We start from the raw sequence: 19,463 nt of genomic DNA on the forward strand, positions 1-19,463 counted from the left end.
GTGCATCAGCAGGTTACCTGGCTTACCGATTTTCCCAAAATAAATATTCGGGTGATATTTTATATGGCGGACTGGTGGGTTATGACATGGGTGTCAAAGAGAATATTTTAAAAATCAAACCTGAATTTATTAAAAAATATACCCCGGAATCTATGGAAGTCACGCAGGAAATGGTCAGAAAAGCCAAGAAAATGTTTTATTCTGATATTTATATTGCCTGTACAGGACTATTAAAAAGAGGCGGGACAGAAACCAAAGAAAAGCCAGTAGGAACTTTTTTCTATGTGATTTCTTATAAGGATGAGCTTTATAGTTTCCGCTTTCTTTGCAGAGGTAAACCGAGAGAGAAATTAAAAAAACTGGCAAGAAATATCAATCTGAGCTTAATTGAAATCCTTGAGGGCAGTCGAGACAAGAGAAATAAGTAAATCGCTATTTATTTAGCTCTTGATGGTCGCTCATACACTGATCATGAAAATGCTCTGCTATAAAAAAATCCCAGCCGAAGCGGGGATTTTTTTATATTTGATCGATCAATTAATAAGGATAGTTAGGAACAGGACCGTTCGCTGGAATGGTGAGCCATTGCCCTGTTGCCAAGCGATTTGAACCGCCATCCGGTTGCGCATAGAAATACAAAGGTGCGGTAGGCAGATTAAGCATAGCGACTGAAGCATGGGCGGTTGCAGTTACAGGCAAGCCATACAGTGTATAAAAATCTTTAAGATCATAGCCCATGATTTTTGAACTGAGCACATAAATCAGGTCAGGGCGGCTCATGCTTTTCGCATTAAAGGCGCCTAATCCCAGTTTATTCTTATCTGCTTGAGATGCTTTGCTTAAATCAATCTGATTATACAAACGCTGTGAAGTATTCAGTAAGCGTATGAACTCAAATACACCCTGAAGATCAGGTCGCGATTTACCTTGATGTAAACGGGTATAGTTCATGGCCATCTGAATATGGAAGGCCTGCATCGATACATGATAGCCATCTTGCCATAAGCGTTTTTCCATTGCGGCACGTTGTGCTTCACCTGACAGACCAAGACTTCGTGTATCCTTGATATTGGCATATAAAGTTGGGTGGCGGAAGTTGCTGCCATTACTGTCCTGAGCATATAGATGATATTTACTCATCATGCTTAAACCCGCCAGAATGTTGTTATTACATTCCACTCCGCAGCCAATAGTTTTTCCGGTTTCAGTGGAAGGGAATACCATGGTTAAGATATCCTGAACAGTATTATGTCCCAGTTCATGTACCCAGCCCCAACCGGTATCAATGCCAGTTGAACCATCTGATGGATTTCCTGAGCACAGGAAGCCACAGGTCGCAATCCAGCCCACAAAATGCTGAACATTCGGAGCACGATGAATTGTGCCGGTACAATCCCAGTCTAATTCATTACAACGCTGTGCCGTACTGCTATCCAGCGGCATGTTGTTATAACCGTTGGCAATGTGGTTACTGTCAAAGATTACGCCCTTAATCTGATCCACATAGGTACGTGCCGATCGATCACCAATGGCTTTTAAAGCATAGTCATTGGTCTGTTGAATTTCACCACCAGCAAATTTAAAAGTGTTCCAGCCGAAGTTTCTACTTTGCAGGATGCTGGTGGCTTCGCTAATATCCGCTTCAGTGATCATTTGAGTAAAATCATAATGCGCATATTTTGCTGCGCCTTTGATTTTTAAGGTCACCACCGAGCCTGCTTTGGCATTGCTGTAATTCAACATCAATGGTCCACCGAACGGGCTAATAAAGTCATTGCTTTGAGTGGCGTCTAATTTTACGGTGAAACTATTGGGACGGCGAGGACGTTTATAGCCGCCATCATCAAAGGGATTGCCCCAGGCACGTAAATAGCTGGTCTGGACTGAAAGCTGCGCACCCTGAGCATCAACAATCTCAATACTGACAGGTTTGCCCGGAATGCTGGCACGACCAATTGTGGTAATTCCACTGCCTTGTGGAATGGTCACGGTAATGGTTTCGGCTTGAGCACTGACAGCCATGTTTTGTGCAGAGGCTGGTATATAATCGCCGGCACCATTTGGATTCACCAATGTGGTTTTGCGTTTATAGTCCGTCCAGGAGTCGCTGGCATAGGTACGCATAAAAGTCAGAGCATCGCCATTTTTCGACAGTCCGCTGTAATTCACGCCTGGACGCCAGAGATCTGCCAATAACACCAAAGCTTTTAGAATCTGATTATTATTTTTTGCGCTAAATGCAGTAATGCCTTGTGCATTTAAATTTTGTAGATTGGTAGAAGCTTTATTGATGGTTTGAATCAACGGATTATTGGCATTTAAATCACCTAGACGTGCCGCACTTGGTGACTTGAAATATTCCAACATTTGGATCGTACTATCAATGTCATTCACTTTATTCCATTGATCTGTGATAGAACGTCCTGAAGACATGAGTAAAGTATCTTGGCCACGCCAGTAATTATTATTGGTCTCAATCTTCAATGCCGAAAAGATTTTTTCCATCGGTGTAGTGACGTTATAACCCATTGCCTGGAAATATATTGGCTTACCTGCCTCCAGATATTCCTGAATCAAGCTGGATTCAAAATTATTGGCGCCAATATTACTGCCTAAAATCATCAGGTCAGCATCTTTCCAGCAGGTATTGGTTTGATCCAGTACATTACAATGTAGAAAGGTAACTTTAACCCCTAAATGCTGGGCAAAATATTTTCTATCATGCTCAGGTTGGTTTGTGCCAGACCATTCACGGTAAGTTTTAGTTCTTGTTTAGGCTGTTCTTGTGTTTTCCCCGTCAATAGCCAGCGAAAACCATTGTTGAGCACGGGTGCAAAATCTACCACGTCAGGACTATTCGCTGAGATTCCCCCAAGCATATTCTGGCCAAAAGCCAGCGCACGGCCTTTACTGATTTGTGATGCGACTCCCAGACCACAGCCTTTATTCGCCTGCTGACTTAAATTCCAGCCGCAGGCTTGATCTGAAACTGCGATTGGCAAAGCTGCGCTTAAATCATAAGGATAAAGATTAATCGAAGCAGTTGGCATAAATTGCAGTTGAGGTTGCAAAACTTTGCCATTCGAACTGGTATAGAGTGAGGTAATTAAACCCTTTTGTCATGTTTGTTGTTGCTTGGCGAGCTGCAGGGCCCAGTCTAGCAATGTAGCGGAATCTTGCTGAATCAAAGGTCGGGCATCACCTGTGCTCAATGCCTTATTAATCCGGGTGGTTGTTGGCATTTGTGGATTTAAAGGTGGTGTACTGCCATCAGGTGTTTCTACAGGTGAGGGGGATGATTCCTCGTTATCAGATGGATTAGTTGTTGATGGTGGATTAACAGCAGAATCTGGTGTTTCTGCAGGAGAAGATGTTCCGCTACTGCCACCTCCACCACAGGCAATCAGACTCATCGATAGCGATAAGGCTAATAAGGTTGTTCTCAACCTCAAATAATTTCTTTCCACAATTTTCCCCAAGGTATAACCAAAAAGACGACATTATTTTTAAAGTTGTCGTAAATATCAGATGAGAATTATAGAAGTAAGTGTCGATAAAATAGAACTAATATTTTATTTAAGTATATGTTTTTTAATAATAAATAATTATTAAAAATAATTTTAAATGTGATGCAGATTGAGGTAATTTTTATTTGTTTTAATTAGGCCGCAGTTTAAAAATAGCCACAACCCGAGCTGAAATTTTATGGTCTATCAGTTTTGACTTCGAACTTGAGCAGAGCCAGCGCAATTCTTTCTACATGTTGATAAGCAGGTTGCTCTAACTCTTCACCAAAAATATCCGGGTCAATTTCCTCATAAGACCAGTCAATATTTTGATGCTGTTTCATTAAATCCTCCAGATGCTGTAAGAAGTGATTGCCGTCCTGACAAATAGTGACGCCAGTATATAAAAATAGACGTCCATCTGGACTGAGTCGCTGTAAACCCTGTTTGATAATCTTAAAAGACAATTCATTGCCATTCAGTTCATTGCCTCCATGACGGTATTGTCGTTGATCTGGATCAATTAAATAAGGAGGATTGGCAAAAATCAGGTCAAACTGGCCTTCAAGACCAGAAAATAAATTACTCTGCACAGGATGAATCGAATTAAAACCTGAAAAATCAATATTAATCTGGCTATAGAGAAGGGCTTTCGGATTCAGATCTGCGACAAAGATTTCCTCATGATCTGGAAAATGTTTAGCTATATGAATTGCAGCAGCAGAAGTGCCACAGCATATTTCAGCCGCCCGTTTAAAAGAATTGGCCTGGCAAGATAAATACTGCTTTAAATGATAGGCAAAACGGTAAGTATCAGGACCAAAAAAAACAGCGTCCTGTTGGGTGGTGGGAAAGGCTGAGTGAATAAATAATTCGTCTTCGAGTGAAGCGACTCTGATCAGACTTTTATATGCGTTATCCTGAACTTCCAAAAGCTGATGTTCTAACAATAATGAAAAAAGAACAGGATCAAGATCGGTAATTGTAAATTCCAGATTCCAGCCAAAGATATCCTGTAAGGTTTTATATTTATTTTTTTCGCTTCTTTTGCGATCCAGAATCCGTTGATGGGAAAGTGGCGTAATGGCGGTAAACTGATATTGCTGCTGTTTTAAAAAGTCTAATAAAAAGTGCAGAGCTTGTTGCTGGCTATTTTGAATTTCTAAAATCTGGTTCATTAGATGTGCTCTTCGGTTTATTCAGAATAAATGAAAAGGTGCATACACCTGTTTAATCTATACAAGATAATGACCAGAACAGCCATTCGCTATATTGATTCAATCAAAATGGATCAGCTCAATCTTCGCCCAAAATTTACTGTTGTTCGGTAAAAAACTGATGTGAATTGGTTTAATTTGTATAGCGGTATTTTGAAGTTCAAATCCTTATAAAGAATGAATCACTTTTATTTTTATATATTTTCCATAAAAATGCCGACTGATCAAAATGATGAGTCGGCATAGACTGAATATAAATAGGAGTTTTAATGAGCAGCTTCTGGTAAATCAAACCAGATCACTTGAGCATCTTCAATCGCCTTAATTTCTGCATCATCCATAAAGGCAATCGCACCACCAGCTTCAACTGTATATTCTGCAATTTGTACTGAGCCAGAAATCACATGTACATAATTGATATGCTGGGTTGCCTTAATATCTAGACTTTGACCTTGATGGATCACTGCGGTTTTGACTTCTGCATTTTGACGAATGTGCATGGGTGCATTGTCATTCGGTCCACAGATTAAATGCCATTGATTCGGTTGTTCTTTTGCATCCAGACGAATTTGCTGATAATTCGGCTGAGCATCACGTTCATTCGGAATGATCCAGATTTGCAGGAGATGTACCTGTTCATCGCCCTGGTTCATTTCACTATGACGTACACCGGTTCCGGCACTCATCAGTTGCCATTCACCTGCTGCAATACCGCCATGATTGCCCATACTGTCCTGATGAGTAATCGTACCTTTCAATACACAGGTCAGGATTTCCATATTGTCATGCGGATGGGTACCAAAGCCCTGATGTGCATCAATCAGGTCGTCATTAATGACACGTAAAGCACTCACGCCCATATAGTTCGGATTGTACCAGTTGCCAAATGAGAAGCTGTGTCTAGATTCCAGCCAGCCCATTTTTACATGACCACGATTTTCACTTGGATGTAGAAAAGCTTTCATGGGTTTATCTCACTTTAATTTTTAACTTGAGATCATCATACCGTTGTTTTAATTCTTAAAAAATCATAAACAGGCGACAGATCATTGCATTTTTGCAACGATATAAAAGAAAGCAGGAATAAAAAAGCCCACTCGTAAGCGGGCTTAGGGACTTAAATAAAGATTATTCAAGGAAACGGACAGTTACACCTGATTTCACTTTACGGCCTAAATCATTCGCATCCCAGTTGGTCAGACGGATACAACCATGTGATGCAGTTTTAGAGATTGCCGATGGATTTGGTGTACCGTGAATACCAAATGATTTTTTGCTTAAACCGATCCAGATATTACCTACAGGACCGTTTGGACCAGGTGGTAAAGAAAGTGGTTTCTTGTTGTTGCCTTGAACAAAGTTAGATGGCGAGTAGCTATACCATGGGTTTTTCGCTACGCCAGTCACTTTATAAGTTCCTGTTGGCGATGGAGTACTTGAACTACCAATCGTTGCCGGGAAAGAAGCAATCATCTGGTTGCGGCTATTGAACAGATAAAGCTGCTTGGCGCCTTTATGCGCCACAATTAAATGAATATCTTCAGGAACTTCATTACGGATATTAGCAACAATCAGCTTTTCCCCAGCTTTTTTGAAGGTAGCTTTTGGATTTAACTTTTTCAAAAAGTCTTCATCCATATGGAATTTTTCACCCAGCATTTCAGTTACGCGAGTGTAATACAGACCTTTCATTTTTGCCTGTAAGGCATAGTCAGAAGGAATAGACTCGGCATAAGGACCTTTTAAGTCTTCTTCAGTGATGGTGTATTCCACAAAAGCAGGCTTAGAACCCTGTTTAGCCAATAGGGCATCCCAAGTTTCCTGAGTCAACGTACCTGTTGGTTTAATACCATTCATTTGCTGGAAAGATGCAATCGCTTTCAAGGTATTTTTACCGCTAGTACCGTCAATCGCACCTGGAGAAGCATGGGCATTATTCAACATGACATGCGCACGTGCATACACCGGAAATTGGCCTTTACCAATATCTTCATACCAGCTTGCATTATTAAGGCCATCTAAAGTCCAAGATGCTTTCGCAGCAGCAGAATTCGTCGGTGCTTTAGTCTTGGTTGAAGCAGTACCGATATCGGCCGTCTGGTCTTCAGTATCTTGTAATACATCTAATGCTTCAGAAGCTTTCTTCAGATCTTGTTGTTCTTGAGCACTAATTCGAGTTTCTGCTTGTGCTGCCGAAGCTTCAGTCGCTAAAGGATCAATCGGATCCTGAACCGCAACATCAGTGACAACTTGGGGGTTTAATGGTTGTTCAGCAGTAGACGCAGCGAAAACAGTACCTGCGAAAATGCAACCTAGACTCACAGCGAGCATTGTGCGAACGAACATGTAACTCAACCTTAAAAATATTTCGTTAACTATGTGAAAAAACACTATAAGTATTACAGAAAAAATGTGGAGATGCAGTAGTTCTTTTGTGTAATTCCTTACATTTGATCACTTAACATGATCGGTTTTTAAAGTCATGAGAAGTTATTCAAAATGCAGTCATTTTGTTATGATGTGGGCAATATCAAAGATAGATAGGAAAGTGAATGACGACCTTAAAAAATGATCGTTTTCTGCGCGCATTGTTACGTGAACCTGTAGATACTACCCCTGTATGGATGATGCGTCAGGCAGGCCGTTATTTACCAGAATATCGAGAAACACGTGCCAAAGCAGGGGATTTCCTTTCTCTTTGCAAAAATACTGAATTTGCCTGTGAAGTGACTTTGCAGCCTTTACGCCGTTATGAGCTGGATGCGGCTATTTTATTTTCGGATATTCTGACTGTTCCGGATGCTTTAGGTCTGGGCCTGTATTTTGAAGCAGGTGAAGGTCCAAAGTTCCACAAAACTGTGCGGACTGAACAGGATGTGGCTAATTTACCCAAATTTAATGCCAAGTCTGACCTTGATTATGTAATGAATGCAGTATCGACCATTCGTTCCGCTTTGGGTGGGCAAGTACCATTGATCGGCTTCTCCGGCAGCCCGTGGACCTTGGCAACGTATATGGTTGAAGGGGGTTCGAGCAAAGACTTCCGCTTCACTAAAAACATGATGTACGCACAGCCAGAAGTTCTGCATGCTTTATTAGAGCGTTTAGCAGATGCCGTGACTGAATATCTGAATGCACAGATTGATGCCGGTGCTCAGGCAGTGCAGATTTTTGATAGCTGGGGCGGAGCACTTGCTCATCGTGAATATATTGAATTTTCACTTAATTATATGCAAAAAATCGTGGCAGGTTTGCAGCGTGAAAAAGATGGCCGCAAGATTCCAGTGATTCTGTTTACTAAAGGTGGTGGTCAATGGCTAGAGCCAATGGTTGCGACCGGTGCAGATGCTTTTGGTCTGGACTGGACCACACCGCTCAATGTTGCACGCCAGACTGTTGCAGGTCGTGCTGCGTTACAAGGCAACCTGGATCCAGCGACTTTATATGGCACTCCGGACGCGATTGCTAAAGCAACCAAGCTGATGCTGGATGATGCCTATGCCAAGGGTGAAAAAACTGGCTATGTAGCCAACTTAGGTCATGGCATTACCCAGTGGGTGGATCCAGCCAATCCTAAAGTATTTATTGATACCGTACATGAGTACAGCGCTAAATATCTTTAGGATGTAAACCTTGATCGACTTTTTTAAATCAGGGTTTGAATTTAGCTATAAGGCAGCTTCGGCTGCCTTATTTGGGATTCTGCTCCTGCTTGCTTTTGCACAAACTGCATCAATGGGTAGTGAACTTTTTTACGGTTTCTACCGCTATGACTATCTATTATTTTTCGCTTTACTGATTCAGGTGGTATTACTCTATACCAAACTGGAATCCTGGGCCGAAGCCAAAGTAATTGCCTTGTTCCATATCATGGCGATGGTCATGGAAATTTTCCTGACCCATCCGGCAATTGCATCCTGGCAATATCCGCAACCTGCAATTTTTAAAATACTGACGGTGCCTTTATTTGCCGGCTTTATGTATTCGGCTGTCGGCAGTTTTTTTGCACGTTCCTTACGCTTATACCAAGTTTCATTTGAAAAATTGCCGCGCTTTAGCCACATGCTGGCCTTGGCAGTCTTGTCCTACATCAACTTCATGAGCAAATTCTTTATTCCGGACTATCGCTTGCTGTTATTTGTCTGGAGTGTAGTGATGTTCTGGAAAACCAGAATTCGATTTCAGTTGAATCAGCATGCTTTTCAGCTGCCGATGTTACCTGTCCTGTTGATTTTGGCTTTCATTATCTGGGTGGCTGAGAACATCAGTACCTTTTATCAGATCTGGCTATATCCAAGCCAGGTAGAAAAATGGCACATGGTCGGTTGGGGCAAGCTCGGTTCCTGGTATTTACTTTTATTGCTCAGTCTGGTGCTGGTATTAAAGATTCTAGGACAGCGTAATTCTCAAGGTAACTGGAGTCTAAAAACCCGGTAAAACTATTCTGTTTATCTTTATGTAAATCAGACAGTTTTTTCATTGCGCCAAATTAGACTTCCCGCTACTCTCCTGAATGTGTAATGAAGATTACATCATTAGCGTAATAACAAAAGATGCATGAGAATAACCGGAGAATAAGTATGTTAAAAAAGATTATGCTCGCTGTGGTATTGGCAACGGGTTCTGGTATGGCGATGGCGGATAGAGATGTAGGTTGTGGTATTGGTAGCCAGGTATGGGCAGGCCAGTCAGGCATTATTCCTAAGCTGCTTGCAGGTACAACAAACGTCCTGTTTACTAACCAGTGGCTGGGTATTACTTTCGGTACTTTAGGATGTAGCCAGGGCGGTACAGTAACGGCTCAAGTCGTGACTTTTACCAATGAAAATGCTGAGGCATTGGCACGTGATATGGCCGTAGGTGAAGGTGAAAGCCTGAATGTACTGGCTGAACTGCTAAATATCAAGGCAGAAGACAAAGCACGTTTCTTCACTGTATCTAAGCAGAATTTCTCTGAAATCTATTCAGAAGAAAACCAGAATACTTTACAAGTGTTAAGTACTCTACAAACAGTCATGGCTAAAGATGAAGTATTAAAAGCTTATATCTAAGTATCGCTGTAAAAACCCTGCTGTCCTGGCAGGGTTTTCTTATAAATAAAAACTGAAAAGAACCGTTGACTGAATGAAATATGCTTTTTTGCTCTCAGCCTTGCTGTGGAGTCCCCTAAGTTTTGCATCCGAAATTTCTCCAGATATTCAAGCTTATCTAGAACAAGCCACACAAAAAAAATTGCACCAGACCGCGACCTGGCAGCGTTTGATGTATGTCAATGCTGAAGGAAAAAGTGAAGTCAGCTATGCTGGCTATTTTCTGGCAAAGCAGAGCAAGACAGACCTGCAACTTGAATTGGAGCAAAATATACAGGCATTGTTTGAGCCAGCAGAACCCAATCAGTCTGTACGATGTAAATTTCCGGCGCGTAGTCAGTGGTTAATGCAACAGCTGAATATTCCTGAACAGCAATTGCCTGAAGCGAGTTGCCCGGATTTTGAGCGCTGGATGAATGAAGTCAAGCCTTATCAAGCGACCCTGATTTATGCCACCGATTATATGGGTAATCCCAGCTCCATGTTTGGTCATACTTTGCTGCGTCTGGATCCCAAAGACCAGCAGCAACTGAATCTGGTTTCTTATGCGGTCAATTATGCTGCCACAGTTGACAGTAATGATAACTGGTCCTTTGCCTGGAAAGGGCTGACCGGACAATATCCGGGGGAATATTCCTTGATGCCGTATTACCGCAAAGTCAAGGAATATGGTGACTTTGAAAGCCGTGATTTATGGGAATATGAACTTAATTTAACACCTGAAGAAACCGGTTTTCTGGTGAAGCATCTCTGGGAAATGCAGCAGGTAAGTTTCCCTTATTATTTCATTAATGATAACTGTGCTTATCGTCTACTAGGGCTTTTTGATCTGGTGCGTCCTGAACTGAACTTGCAGCAGCAATTCGATACCGCCGCGATTCCGGTCGAAACTTTAAAAGTTGTGGAACAGCAGGGACTGATCAGGAAAAAGATTTACCGTCCGGCACTGGAAACTCAATTACTGGCTCAAGCCCGGCAACATGGCAAATCCTTGGCAAAAACTGCGCATCAGGTAGCTTATGCAGAAACCTCTGAAATGGAAACCATGCTGCAAAATTATCCGGCTGAAGATCAGGCCAAGATTCTGGAAATGGCCTACGACCATTTATATCTGGATTTTCTTCGCCAAGAAATAGATGAGCCTTTTGCCCAGCCGCGCTTTCGCAAATTATTGGGCCTAAGAAGTCAGTTGGCGGTAGACAAACAGCGTCAGCAGCCAGAGCGTCCAAAAATAGATCCGGTTCAAAGCCATCATGCCCGAAATATCGTTCTTGAAACTGGGCAAGTACAGGGTGAGACTTTTGTGCAGATTGGTCATCGTCAGGCTTATCATGACCTTATGGATCCGCAAGGCGGGCTGCGTACAGGAACCCAATTATTATTCCTGGATGGTGCATTGCAATACCGTGATGACCGCGTGAAGCTGGAGCACCTGGATCTACTGAAAGTAAATTCCTATAACCCAATTAATGCATTTAAAGCACCGTTATCTTGGGGCTTTAATTTAGGCTGGAAACAGGAAGCACTAGACCAGCATGGCCAGTTTAGTACCGAGCAGCAGCATGGTGTAGCCAATTTTCAGGTCCAGGGTGGCTATAGCTGGGCAAATGAAGCACGTGAACATCTCTGCTATGTGCAGCTACAAAATCATGTACAGGCCGGAAAAGCGCTAGACAAAGGATGGCGTATCGGTATGGGGCCAACGGTGGGTTGCCAGAATATCTGGACGGATCAGATCAATAGTCTGGTACAGGTGGAATTGCCATATTGGGAAGACTCCCATCAGTGGCAGCTGAAATTAAAAAGCCAGTTGCAATATGCATGGAATGCACAAAATGCCATTCGGGCGGGCTGGGAATATCAGCAACAGGAATCGAAAGACTGGGAAAAATGGAGTCTGGGCTTAGTCCATTATTTTTAATTTGGCTAACATAACCTCGAATATTAAGTAAATGAAGTTTATAGATCAAATGACTTATATTTGAATATTTAAAATAAATTCATGTTCGGAAACTTCTACCGATATTATCAAAGATTGTATTCAATAATTGGGTTAAAATGCCTGAATATTGTTGTATTTATCACATAATATCACTGCTAATCGCAAAGTATCGGGAAAAGTTATATGAATAATGAGTGTATGGCTATGCTGGCGGAGCAGTGGAAGCTGATCTGTCAAAATTATTCATCGGATGATTTGCTACACGCATTTCAGTTTATTCAAGACCACTCTTTGGTATTGGTAGAAGAATTCTATAAAAATATGCTTCTGGAAGAAGAAGCCTCTCAATATTTTACTGATGAGCTGATTCAGCAGCGTTTACGCGATACTTTACATCAATGGCTTTCAGAAAGTTTCAGTGTGGCGCTGAATAAGCGTTATGCAGAAGCCGTGCAAAAACAGAATATCGTTGGACATGTGCATGCACGCGTTGGGATTCCATCCTGGCTGATTATGCGCGGTGTACGAGAAATTCAGCGCAAAATGTTTGAATTGCTGAGTTTAAATCCGCAGCCGAACATGCTTACTACCTGTAGCTATATTGTACAAATCATGGGATTTGCCACAGAAATTATGTGTCGTTCCTATGAGGCAAAATCAGTCCAGAATCAGGAAATGAAGCACAGTTACCGGGTATTTTCTGCAATGCAGGATGTCGCGGTACAAAAAGATAAGCAGCGCAGTTCATTGCTGGATTGGGAAAATGAGCTGATGTTCAAGGTCTTTTCTGGCACTACAGGCATTAGACATCAAATGCTGTCCAAGTCAGAATTTGGCTTATGGTTTATTCATAAAGCGTCTTATGCCTTTACCGGTTCCGATCAGGTCGATTTAATTATCGAGCGAATTTATCAGATCGATACGTTGAATCAGGCAGTGCTGGAATGTACTGAAAAAGATCAGATGCTGAATCTGATTCAAAGTATTCGTGATTTAAACCGTGAAATACAGCACCTGGTCGATCAATTATTCCAGGTTGCAGATTATATCGAATCTGGAAATGACTCGTTAACCCAGTTATTGAATCGCCGTTATTTAAATACCATTATTTCACGTGAAATTAACTTTTCTCGTGATAACCAGACACCATTATCCTTGCTAGCGATTGATGCCGATTTCTTCAAAGCCATTAATGATAAATATGGTCATGCAGCTGGCGATCTGGCCTTAAAGTTTATTGCTGATGCCTTACAGAAATATATTCAGGGTAGTGACTACGCCTTCCGTGTCGGTGGTGAGGAATTCCTGCTGCTACTGGTGGATTCCGATGAAAGACGTGCACTGAATATTGCTGAAAATATCCGTAAATATGTAGAGCATGGCCTGATCAGTACGGCTCAAGGACAGCAATTCAGACTCACAGTTAGTATTGGCTGTGCGTTATTTGATGGTCATCCAGATTACCAAAGATTCCTAGATGCCGCAGATGCTGCATTGTATATGGCTAAAAATACAGGGCGTAACCGGGTCTATCTGGCGCAACCTTCTCAAATTCAGGGCGCACAAAAAGCGTCTGTCTAATTTAAAATTTGCTGCTGAATCGCAGCCTGAAATTGCTGTTTTTGCCGCACATATTCGGGATGGATTTTGGCTTCATCCCATTTTTGTTTAAATATTTTGGCTGCAGCAGCTTTAACCGGATCTTCAGAACTGCGCGGCAATTCCTCACGCCCATGTGCACCGCTTAAGCCTTTTTTATCATCTGGAACTGGACCATCATATTTTTTGCCGCCTTTGTGATTGGCATAACGCCGGGCGCGAGTATAACCCATTTGTAAAAACTTGCGTGCCATATCGGCCCCGACAAAATCTTCCTGTTTTAAATATTCCAGAAATAGAGCATAAATTTTTTCACTACTGACTTGGGCTTTTTCAGCATCTGCAAAACGCCAGTGGGGCAGGATTTCCGACTTATAAGGTTCTACTAAAAGCACGCCTTGCTCACCGCGTCCAATCCGGTATAAGTCCGGACGTTTACGGAAATCAATTTTCTTAAAATCCAGACTATAGTCAAAACTATTTGAATGAACACGTGAAGGGCGTTTAGGCGGATCAAGCTGCTTTTTACTCATGGTTGTTTCCAGAATTTATATACTTGGATCATGCAGACTTCTAAACAAAAGGTCTGTACTTAAACATGGCAGGAAATGTAGTCAGGAAATTAATTATGCAGCATCAATCTGTTTATTTTTTAAAGGAAGGAAACTAAGTTAATAAGATAAATTTTTGAAAAGAATGTAGGAATTAAATTTTAAGAAATTGAGTGAATACGTAGAAAAGTTAAGGAATTGATCGCAAAATTCCTTAACTGATGAAGATATTAAACTCGTACTTATGTTTTAACTTTCTACCACGACATAATATTTTTTAACGGCTTTAACCACTTCAAAAGTGCCAACAAAACCGGGTGGAATAATGCCAGCTTCACCTGCCTTGATTTCAACAAAGGATTGTCCTTGAGCATCATGTAAACGGACGATCCCTTCAATTACCTGAAAGAATTCCTGTTTATTTTCAGCAAATACAATCTTCCAGGCACCCACTTCACATTGCCAGATTCCGCAATCCATATTGGGATGTTGATAGGCACTCTGGGTCAAGCGTTTAGGATTACCTTTAACCAGCCGGTCTGGACGTGGATAATCGATACTTTCTTCAGCCTGACCTAAACCTCGACCTGCAATCCAAATAGATGACATTTTCATAACCTCATCGTGTAAAAAAGCCCCAATATCAATTGAGGCTTTCATTTATGAATCTATATTAATAACTTTCTGGTACAGCGCCTAAAAACTCACGGCGGACTTCTTTATCGGTTTTAAAGTCACCGATAAATGACACCGTACGCGTTGTTGATTCCTGTTTGCCAACACCACGCATCATCATACACATATGTGCTGAATCAATCATCACGGCCACACCACGTGCATTGGTGACTTCAGCAACCGCTTCTGCGATTTGCTGGGTCAGATTTTCCTGAATCTGCAAACGACGGGCAAACATTTCAGTAATTCGGGCAAATTTAGACAGCCCCAATACCTTACCTTCAGGTAAATAGGCAATATGTACACGGCCATAAAATGGCAATAAATGGTGTTCGCAAAGTGAATAAAATTCGATATTTTTCACTAAAACCATTTCACGGTTATCTGATGGAAAAACCGCACTATTGGTCACTTCTTCCAGAGTCTGGCTATACCCTGAGGTTAAATACGAAAACGCTTTCGCAGCACGCACGGGCGTATCTTTGAGACCAGGGCGATTGAGATCTTCACCAACGGCAGTAAGAATGTTTGCGTAAGATTGCTGCATAGTCATATGACGTATTCACTTAAACTGAGAATGAACAAGGACGGCATTGTAGCAGAAATCTTTTACAATGCCTTGTTTTGGGGGTAAATCCGCTTACTGTTTAAACTTTGGATTTTTTTCTGCACGTTTTAGCAAGACTAAAACTGCACCAGTGCCACCCTGTTTTTCAGGAGCACTGACAAAGGCCAGAACATCACGGTGCTGACGTAACCAGCCGTTGACATAAGTTTTTAAGATCGCTTCAGGCCCTTTGCCATGTACAATCTTGATCACGTTCTGGTTTTCATCTTTGGCGATCTGGATAATCTGAAGCACAGCCTGACGTGCTTCTTCTACCGTACAACCATGCAGGTCGACAGCTTCAAACCAGCGCAGATTTCCCGCTTTCAGATCTTCAAAAACTTTATGCTGTAACGTCGCAATGCGGTAGCTTAAGCTCGCCTGACTGCCAACCGGATTGAGCATAGCTTGAGTATCAGACAGCACGGTTTCATCGGTATGCATGGGACCTTCGGCAGCCGCACGCTTGGCCAGAGTTTGTGCATCGACCTTTTTCTTGGGAGATTTTTCAATTTTCGCAATATTGCTGGCATCAATTTTTTGTACGCCTTGCATCTGCTGGCGAAATAGATCGAGGTCTTCCGCCTGTTCCTGCTCCGCTGTTTTCACGACAGGGGCAACAGGTTCAGCCTTAGGCTGAGGATGACTAATTTGCTTTTTAAGATCTTTCAGTAAATTGTACTGATCTTTAGAAAGCGAAGAATCGTGTTTGCTCATAATCTGGAAACGGGGGAGATACTGAATTTGGTAAATTATAGTCTTAAATCACTGAAAGGAGAAATGAATTACACTAAATACAACATATCCTAAACCCAGCTTTAATTTCTGGGTGGTTTTCTAATATTGTATAGCTTGATGAACCTTAAATAGAAAATAATTCATGAATCTTCTCTTTTTATCATTTTAATAGTTGTTTCGATGGAACATCTCTTTTTGAATATAAATCAATCAAACCTGGAAAATTAAAAATGAGTTATTCAGGCAGTTGTTTGTGTGGCAATGTCCAGTTCAAAATAAATACGAATATTCAGACCATGTATTATTGTCACTGCAGTTTATGTCGTAAACAGAGTGGTACGGCCGCGAATGCAGCAACTTTAGTTCATCAGCAATATTTTGAATGGACCTCAGGACACGCTTCAATTTCCTGTTATCAAAAAGAGACCGGATTTCGTTCTCATTTTTGTCAACACTGTGGCTCGCCTGTACCGAATCAGGTAGGTACAATTGCATTGATCTGGATTCCTTTAGGGCTTCTGGATCAAGTACCCAAAATTCAACACAGACTGAATTTTTGTCTGAACTCTAAAGTAGATTGGGCAGATGAAATCAAGGCGGATGAGTACTATTCTGAACTGCCAGAATTTGAAAAATTAATCTCTTATTTTGATCATTCAACTCAGTATTAAATGAATTAGTTAATAGAAAAAAAAGCCCCATGCTGAGCTGGGGCTTTTTTTATACTTAATATTTTAAACTGATTCAGGCTCACCGAATAAATCACGGAAAGCATGATCTGGGCGTGGCTGTTTCATGAAACTTTCACCGACCAGGAAAGCATGAATATCATGTTCTTGCATCATCGCAACATCAGCAGGGATCGCAATACCGCTTTCAGTGACCAGCAGGCGTGAAGGATCCAGTAGTTTTTTCAGACGTAATGATGTATTCAGGTCGACATCAAAAGTTTTTAAATTACGGTTATTCACACCCAGCAGACAACGATCAGAAAGTTTTAAAGCACGTCCTAATTCTTCTTCATCATGCACTTCAACCAGTACATCCAGATTATGCTCAAATGCGGTTTTAGACATTTCCTCTAACTGCTGATCAGACAGACAGGCCACGATCAGCAAGATACAGTCTGCATGTAGTGCACGCGCTTCAATCACGCCATAAGGATCGATCAGGAAGTCTTTACGCAACGCAGGCAAGTCACAGTGCGAACGGGCGATCTGAATATTTTCATCAGCACCCTGAAAAAAATCCACATCAGTTAGTACAGATAAACAGGCAGCGCCGGCATCCTGATATTGCGCCGCAATTTCTGCAGGATTGAAGTTTTCACGAATCACGCCTTTGGACGGAGAAGCCTTTTTAATTTCAGCGATTACACCTGGGCGTTTAGACATTAAGGATTGGGCAAAGCCACGGACTGGTGTCCCACCTTGTGCCAGTTCTTCGATATCCTTATAGCTTTTCTGCTTCAAACGAAGAGCGAACTCTTCTTTCTTACGATCAACAATTTTACCCAAAATTGTATTTGCAATATCAACCATGATTCAAATTCCTGACCGTATTAAGCTTCATATTGTTTGATGGTTTTGGTGAATTCAGAGAGCACGCTCATTTTTTCCAGTGCCTGGCCACCATAAATAATATCGTGTGCCAATGCCACACCTTGCTTATAGCTTGAAGTCAGGCCTGATACATAAATACCAGCACCGGCATTTAGGGCAATCATATTAGCAGCCTTATGACCGATCTCAGATTTCATTTTGCCTAAGGCATCTTTAATCAGAGCCAGACTTTCTGCTGAGCTTTCAATAATTAAACCAGTTAAGGTTTGCGATTCAATATTGACCTGTTCAGGAATGATTTCCCATTCAGTGATTTCACCGTTTTTCAGCTCAGCCACATGGGTAGAAGAAGCCAGACTGATTTCATCTAAACCATCACGTGAATGTACGACCATCACATGTTCAGCACCGAGCTGTTTCATCACTTCTGCAATTGGACGGCAAAGTTCATTAGAAAATACGCCGATGACCAAACGTTTTACACCGGCCGGATTCGTAAGCGGGCCGAGCAGGTTGAAAATACTACGAATACCCAGTTCTTTACGTGGACCAATCGCATATTTCATGGCTTTGTGATGGTTAGGCGCGAACAGGAAGCCAACCCCAATATCACGGATACAGCGTTCGGTTTGCTGCATATTCAAATCAAGATTAATGCCTGCCTGTTCCAGTAGGTCAGAAGAGCCTGATTTGGTAGAAACACCACGGTTACCATGTTTGGCAATGGTTGCACCAGCTGCTGCAATTACAAAGGCTGAAGCGGTAGATACATTAAACAGGTTTTGTCCATCACCGCCTGTACCGACGATATCCACCAGATGAGGGACATCACTGACATCGATTTTGGTTGCGAGTTCACGCATGACACGTGCTGCAGCGGTAATCTCGTCAATACTTTCACCTTTCAGGCGTAGACCCATGAGCAGAGCACCAATCTGGGCATCGGTTGCTTCGCCAGACATAATGGTGTGCATCACGTCTTCCATTTGTTCCTGAGTCAGGTGAATGTTTTTAGTAATATTGCTTAAAGCTTGTTGAATATTCATGACTTGCGTTTTACCCATTATGCGTAAATTTCAAGAAAGTTTTTAAATATCTGATGACCATGCTGGCTCAGGATTGATTCCGGATGGAACTGCACACCTTCAATCGGTAGTGTCTTATGTTTAACCCCCATGATCTCTTCCATAGAGCCATCTTCTTCATTGGTCCAGCAGGTCACTTCCAGGCATTCTGGCAAAGTGGCCTGATCAATCACCAGCGAGTGGTAACGCGTCGCAGAAAAAGGATTTGGCAGATTGCTGAAAATACCTTTATCACTGTGATACATATCAGACAAACGCCCATGCATGACGCGTTTGGCACGAATAATATCGCCACCAAAAGCCTGACCAATACTTTGATGCCCCAGACAAACACCGAGCAGGGGAATCTTGCCACCAAAATGCTGAATGGCAGGAATCGAAATTCCAGCTTCACTTGGCGAACATGGACCAGGGCCAATCACCAGATACTTGGGTTGCCATCGCTCAATATCCTCCAATGTCACGGCATCATTGCGGACTACTTTTACTTCTTGATTCAGTTCGCCAAAATACTGGACGATGTTATAAGTAAAGGAGTCATAGTTGTCGATCATTAGAAGCATGAGCTTAACCTATTGAAATTATTGCACTTAACTGTGCTAAAGTGATCCAGATTGAGCTTTATCGGGACTTGTTGCAAGTCTAGGGAATACACGACTAAATCGTTGATTTCATTGTGTGAAAATAAAGCACCCCTCATCATAGCAAAAAATAGCCACATCGGGCGCAATAATTTTTCAATTTTCAGGCTGGTGATTAGCTCACAGCCTTTTAGGCATTTTAAATGTGCGTATAAGTAATTAACTGACGAAAAGTAAGTTTAAATAAATATTGCAGTTATTATTTTTTTAAATTAAAAATAGGGTCTGTTGACATTTACTGTTCATAATT

The 19,463-nt window shown here is 41.8% G+C and carries 19 protein-coding genes and 1 pseudogene; 7 read left to right on the top strand and 13 right to left on the bottom strand.

Annotated elements, in window-relative coordinates:
• Positions 1-428 (top strand): CinA family protein (locus RJ01_RS13775; RefSeq protein ID WP_034171514.1); only part of this gene is annotated, 428 nt, incomplete at its 5' end.
• Between the two features lie 109 nt (positions 429-537).
• On the opposite strand, the pseudogene RJ01_RS13780 reads toward RJ01_RS13775, so the two are convergent.
• The 6 genes and pseudogenes from RJ01_RS13780 to RJ01_RS13795 all read right to left on the bottom strand — a co-directional run.
• Positions 538-2,676, bottom strand: a pseudogene (locus RJ01_RS13780) (ImpA family metalloprotease); the annotation flags it as partial.
• Between the two features lie 17 nt (positions 2,677-2,693).
• The gene (locus RJ01_RS16760; protein WP_152606037.1) at positions 2,694-3,071 is read right to left on the bottom strand and encodes a hypothetical protein; all 378 of its coding nucleotides are present in this window, start codon (positions 3,069-3,071) and stop codon (positions 2,694-2,696) included.
• A gap of 48 nt (positions 3,072-3,119) precedes the next feature.
• Positions 3,120-3,452, bottom strand: coding sequence for a hypothetical protein (locus RJ01_RS16635; protein ID WP_152606038.1), 333 nt, complete (start codon positions 3,450-3,452; stop codon positions 3,120-3,122).
• Between the two features lie 251 nt (positions 3,453-3,703).
• Positions 3,704-4,684, bottom strand: coding sequence for a methyltransferase (locus RJ01_RS13785; protein WP_034171515.1), 981 nt, complete (start codon positions 4,682-4,684; stop codon positions 3,704-3,706).
• Between the two features lie 305 nt (positions 4,685-4,989).
• Positions 4,990-5,688 carry a pirin-like bicupin family protein gene (locus RJ01_RS13790; protein WP_034171516.1) on the bottom strand — a complete coding sequence of 233 codons (699 nt, stop codon included), beginning with the start codon at positions 5,686-5,688 and terminating at the stop codon, positions 4,990-4,992.
• A 163-nt stretch (positions 5,689-5,851) separates the two neighbouring features.
• A complete protein-coding gene (locus tag RJ01_RS13795) occupies positions 5,852-7,069 on the bottom strand; it encodes a L,D-transpeptidase family protein (protein ID WP_034171517.1) in 1,218 nt (405 codons plus the stop codon).
• A 206-nt stretch (positions 7,070-7,275) separates the two neighbouring features.
• On the opposite strand from RJ01_RS13795, the gene hemE reads away from it, so the two are divergent.
• The 5 genes from hemE (at position 7,276) to RJ01_RS13820 (ending at position 13,336) form a co-directional block, all read left to right on the top strand.
• Positions 7,276-8,346 (top strand): uroporphyrinogen decarboxylase, encoded by a 1,071-nt coding sequence (gene hemE, locus RJ01_RS13800; RefSeq protein WP_034171518.1) that lies wholly within the window; start codon positions 7,276-7,278, stop codon positions 8,344-8,346.
• A 10-nt stretch (positions 8,347-8,356) separates the two neighbouring features.
• The gene (locus tag RJ01_RS13805) at positions 8,357-9,160 is read left to right on the top strand and encodes a DUF817 family protein (RefSeq protein ID WP_034171519.1); all 804 of its coding nucleotides are present in this window, start codon (positions 8,357-8,359) and stop codon (positions 9,158-9,160) included.
• A gap of 143 nt (positions 9,161-9,303) precedes the next feature.
• Positions 9,304-9,774: a DUF3015 family protein gene (locus tag RJ01_RS13810; RefSeq protein ID WP_004782788.1), complete on the top strand. Its 471-nt coding sequence runs from the start codon at positions 9,304-9,306 to the stop codon at positions 9,772-9,774.
• Between the two features lie 73 nt (positions 9,775-9,847).
• The gene (locus RJ01_RS13815) at positions 9,848-11,734 is read left to right on the top strand and encodes a DUF4105 domain-containing protein (RefSeq protein WP_034171520.1); all 1,887 of its coding nucleotides are present in this window, start codon (positions 9,848-9,850) and stop codon (positions 11,732-11,734) included.
• A 204-nt stretch (positions 11,735-11,938) separates the two neighbouring features.
• Positions 11,939-13,336 carry a diguanylate cyclase gene (locus tag RJ01_RS13820; RefSeq protein WP_034171521.1) on the top strand — a complete coding sequence of 466 codons (1,398 nt, stop codon included), beginning with the start codon at positions 11,939-11,941 and terminating at the stop codon, positions 13,334-13,336.
• On the opposite strand, the gene RJ01_RS13825 is transcribed toward RJ01_RS13820, so the two are convergent.
• From RJ01_RS13825 to RJ01_RS13840, 4 genes are all read right to left on the bottom strand, one after another.
• Positions 13,333-13,887: a DUF4385 domain-containing protein gene (locus RJ01_RS13825; protein WP_034171522.1), complete on the bottom strand. Its 555-nt coding sequence runs from the start codon at positions 13,885-13,887 to the stop codon at positions 13,333-13,335. The two genes, RJ01_RS13820 and RJ01_RS13825, sit on opposite strands and share 4 nt — an antisense overlap.
• A gap of 267 nt (positions 13,888-14,154) precedes the next feature.
• Positions 14,155-14,514, bottom strand: coding sequence for a cupin domain-containing protein (locus tag RJ01_RS13830; RefSeq protein ID WP_034171527.1), 360 nt, complete (start codon positions 14,512-14,514; stop codon positions 14,155-14,157).
• 64 nt (positions 14,515-14,578) lie between these two features.
• Positions 14,579-15,127: a GTP cyclohydrolase I FolE gene (gene folE, locus RJ01_RS13835; RefSeq protein WP_171064799.1), complete on the bottom strand. Its 549-nt coding sequence runs from the start codon at positions 15,125-15,127 to the stop codon at positions 14,579-14,581.
• A 93-nt stretch (positions 15,128-15,220) separates the two neighbouring features.
• Positions 15,221-15,904: a Smr/MutS family protein gene (locus tag RJ01_RS13840; RefSeq protein ID WP_034171523.1), complete on the bottom strand. Its 684-nt coding sequence runs from the start codon at positions 15,902-15,904 to the stop codon at positions 15,221-15,223.
• Between the two features lie 251 nt (positions 15,905-16,155).
• Between RJ01_RS13840 and RJ01_RS13845 the strand changes: the two genes are divergently transcribed.
• Complete coding sequence (locus RJ01_RS13845) at positions 16,156-16,596, top strand: GFA family protein (protein ID WP_034171524.1); 441 nt, start codon at positions 16,156-16,158, stop codon at positions 16,594-16,596.
• 63 nt (positions 16,597-16,659) lie between these two features.
• Here the strand turns inward: RJ01_RS13845 and trpC are convergent, their stop codons facing one another.
• From trpC to RJ01_RS13860, 3 genes are read right to left on the bottom strand one after another with little or no spacing between them, the layout of a single operon-like run.
• On the bottom strand, positions 16,660-17,466 hold the full coding sequence (gene trpC / locus RJ01_RS13850) for an indole-3-glycerol phosphate synthase TrpC (protein ID WP_034171525.1): 807 nt from the start codon (positions 17,464-17,466) through the stop codon (positions 16,660-16,662).
• Positions 17,467-17,486: 20 nt separating this feature from the next.
• Positions 17,487-18,533 (bottom strand): anthranilate phosphoribosyltransferase, encoded by a 1,047-nt coding sequence (gene trpD, locus RJ01_RS13855; protein ID WP_034171528.1) that lies wholly within the window; start codon positions 18,531-18,533, stop codon positions 17,487-17,489.
• 17 nt (positions 18,534-18,550) lie between these two features.
• Positions 18,551-19,135 (bottom strand): aminodeoxychorismate/anthranilate synthase component II, encoded by a 585-nt coding sequence (locus RJ01_RS13860; RefSeq protein WP_034171526.1) that lies wholly within the window; start codon positions 19,133-19,135, stop codon positions 18,551-18,553.
• Positions 19,136-19,463: the final 328 nt, after the last annotated feature.

The organism is Acinetobacter sp. YZS-X1-1 (assembly GCF_000804305.1).
GTDB lineage: Bacteria > Pseudomonadota > Gammaproteobacteria > Pseudomonadales > Moraxellaceae > Acinetobacter > Acinetobacter variabilis.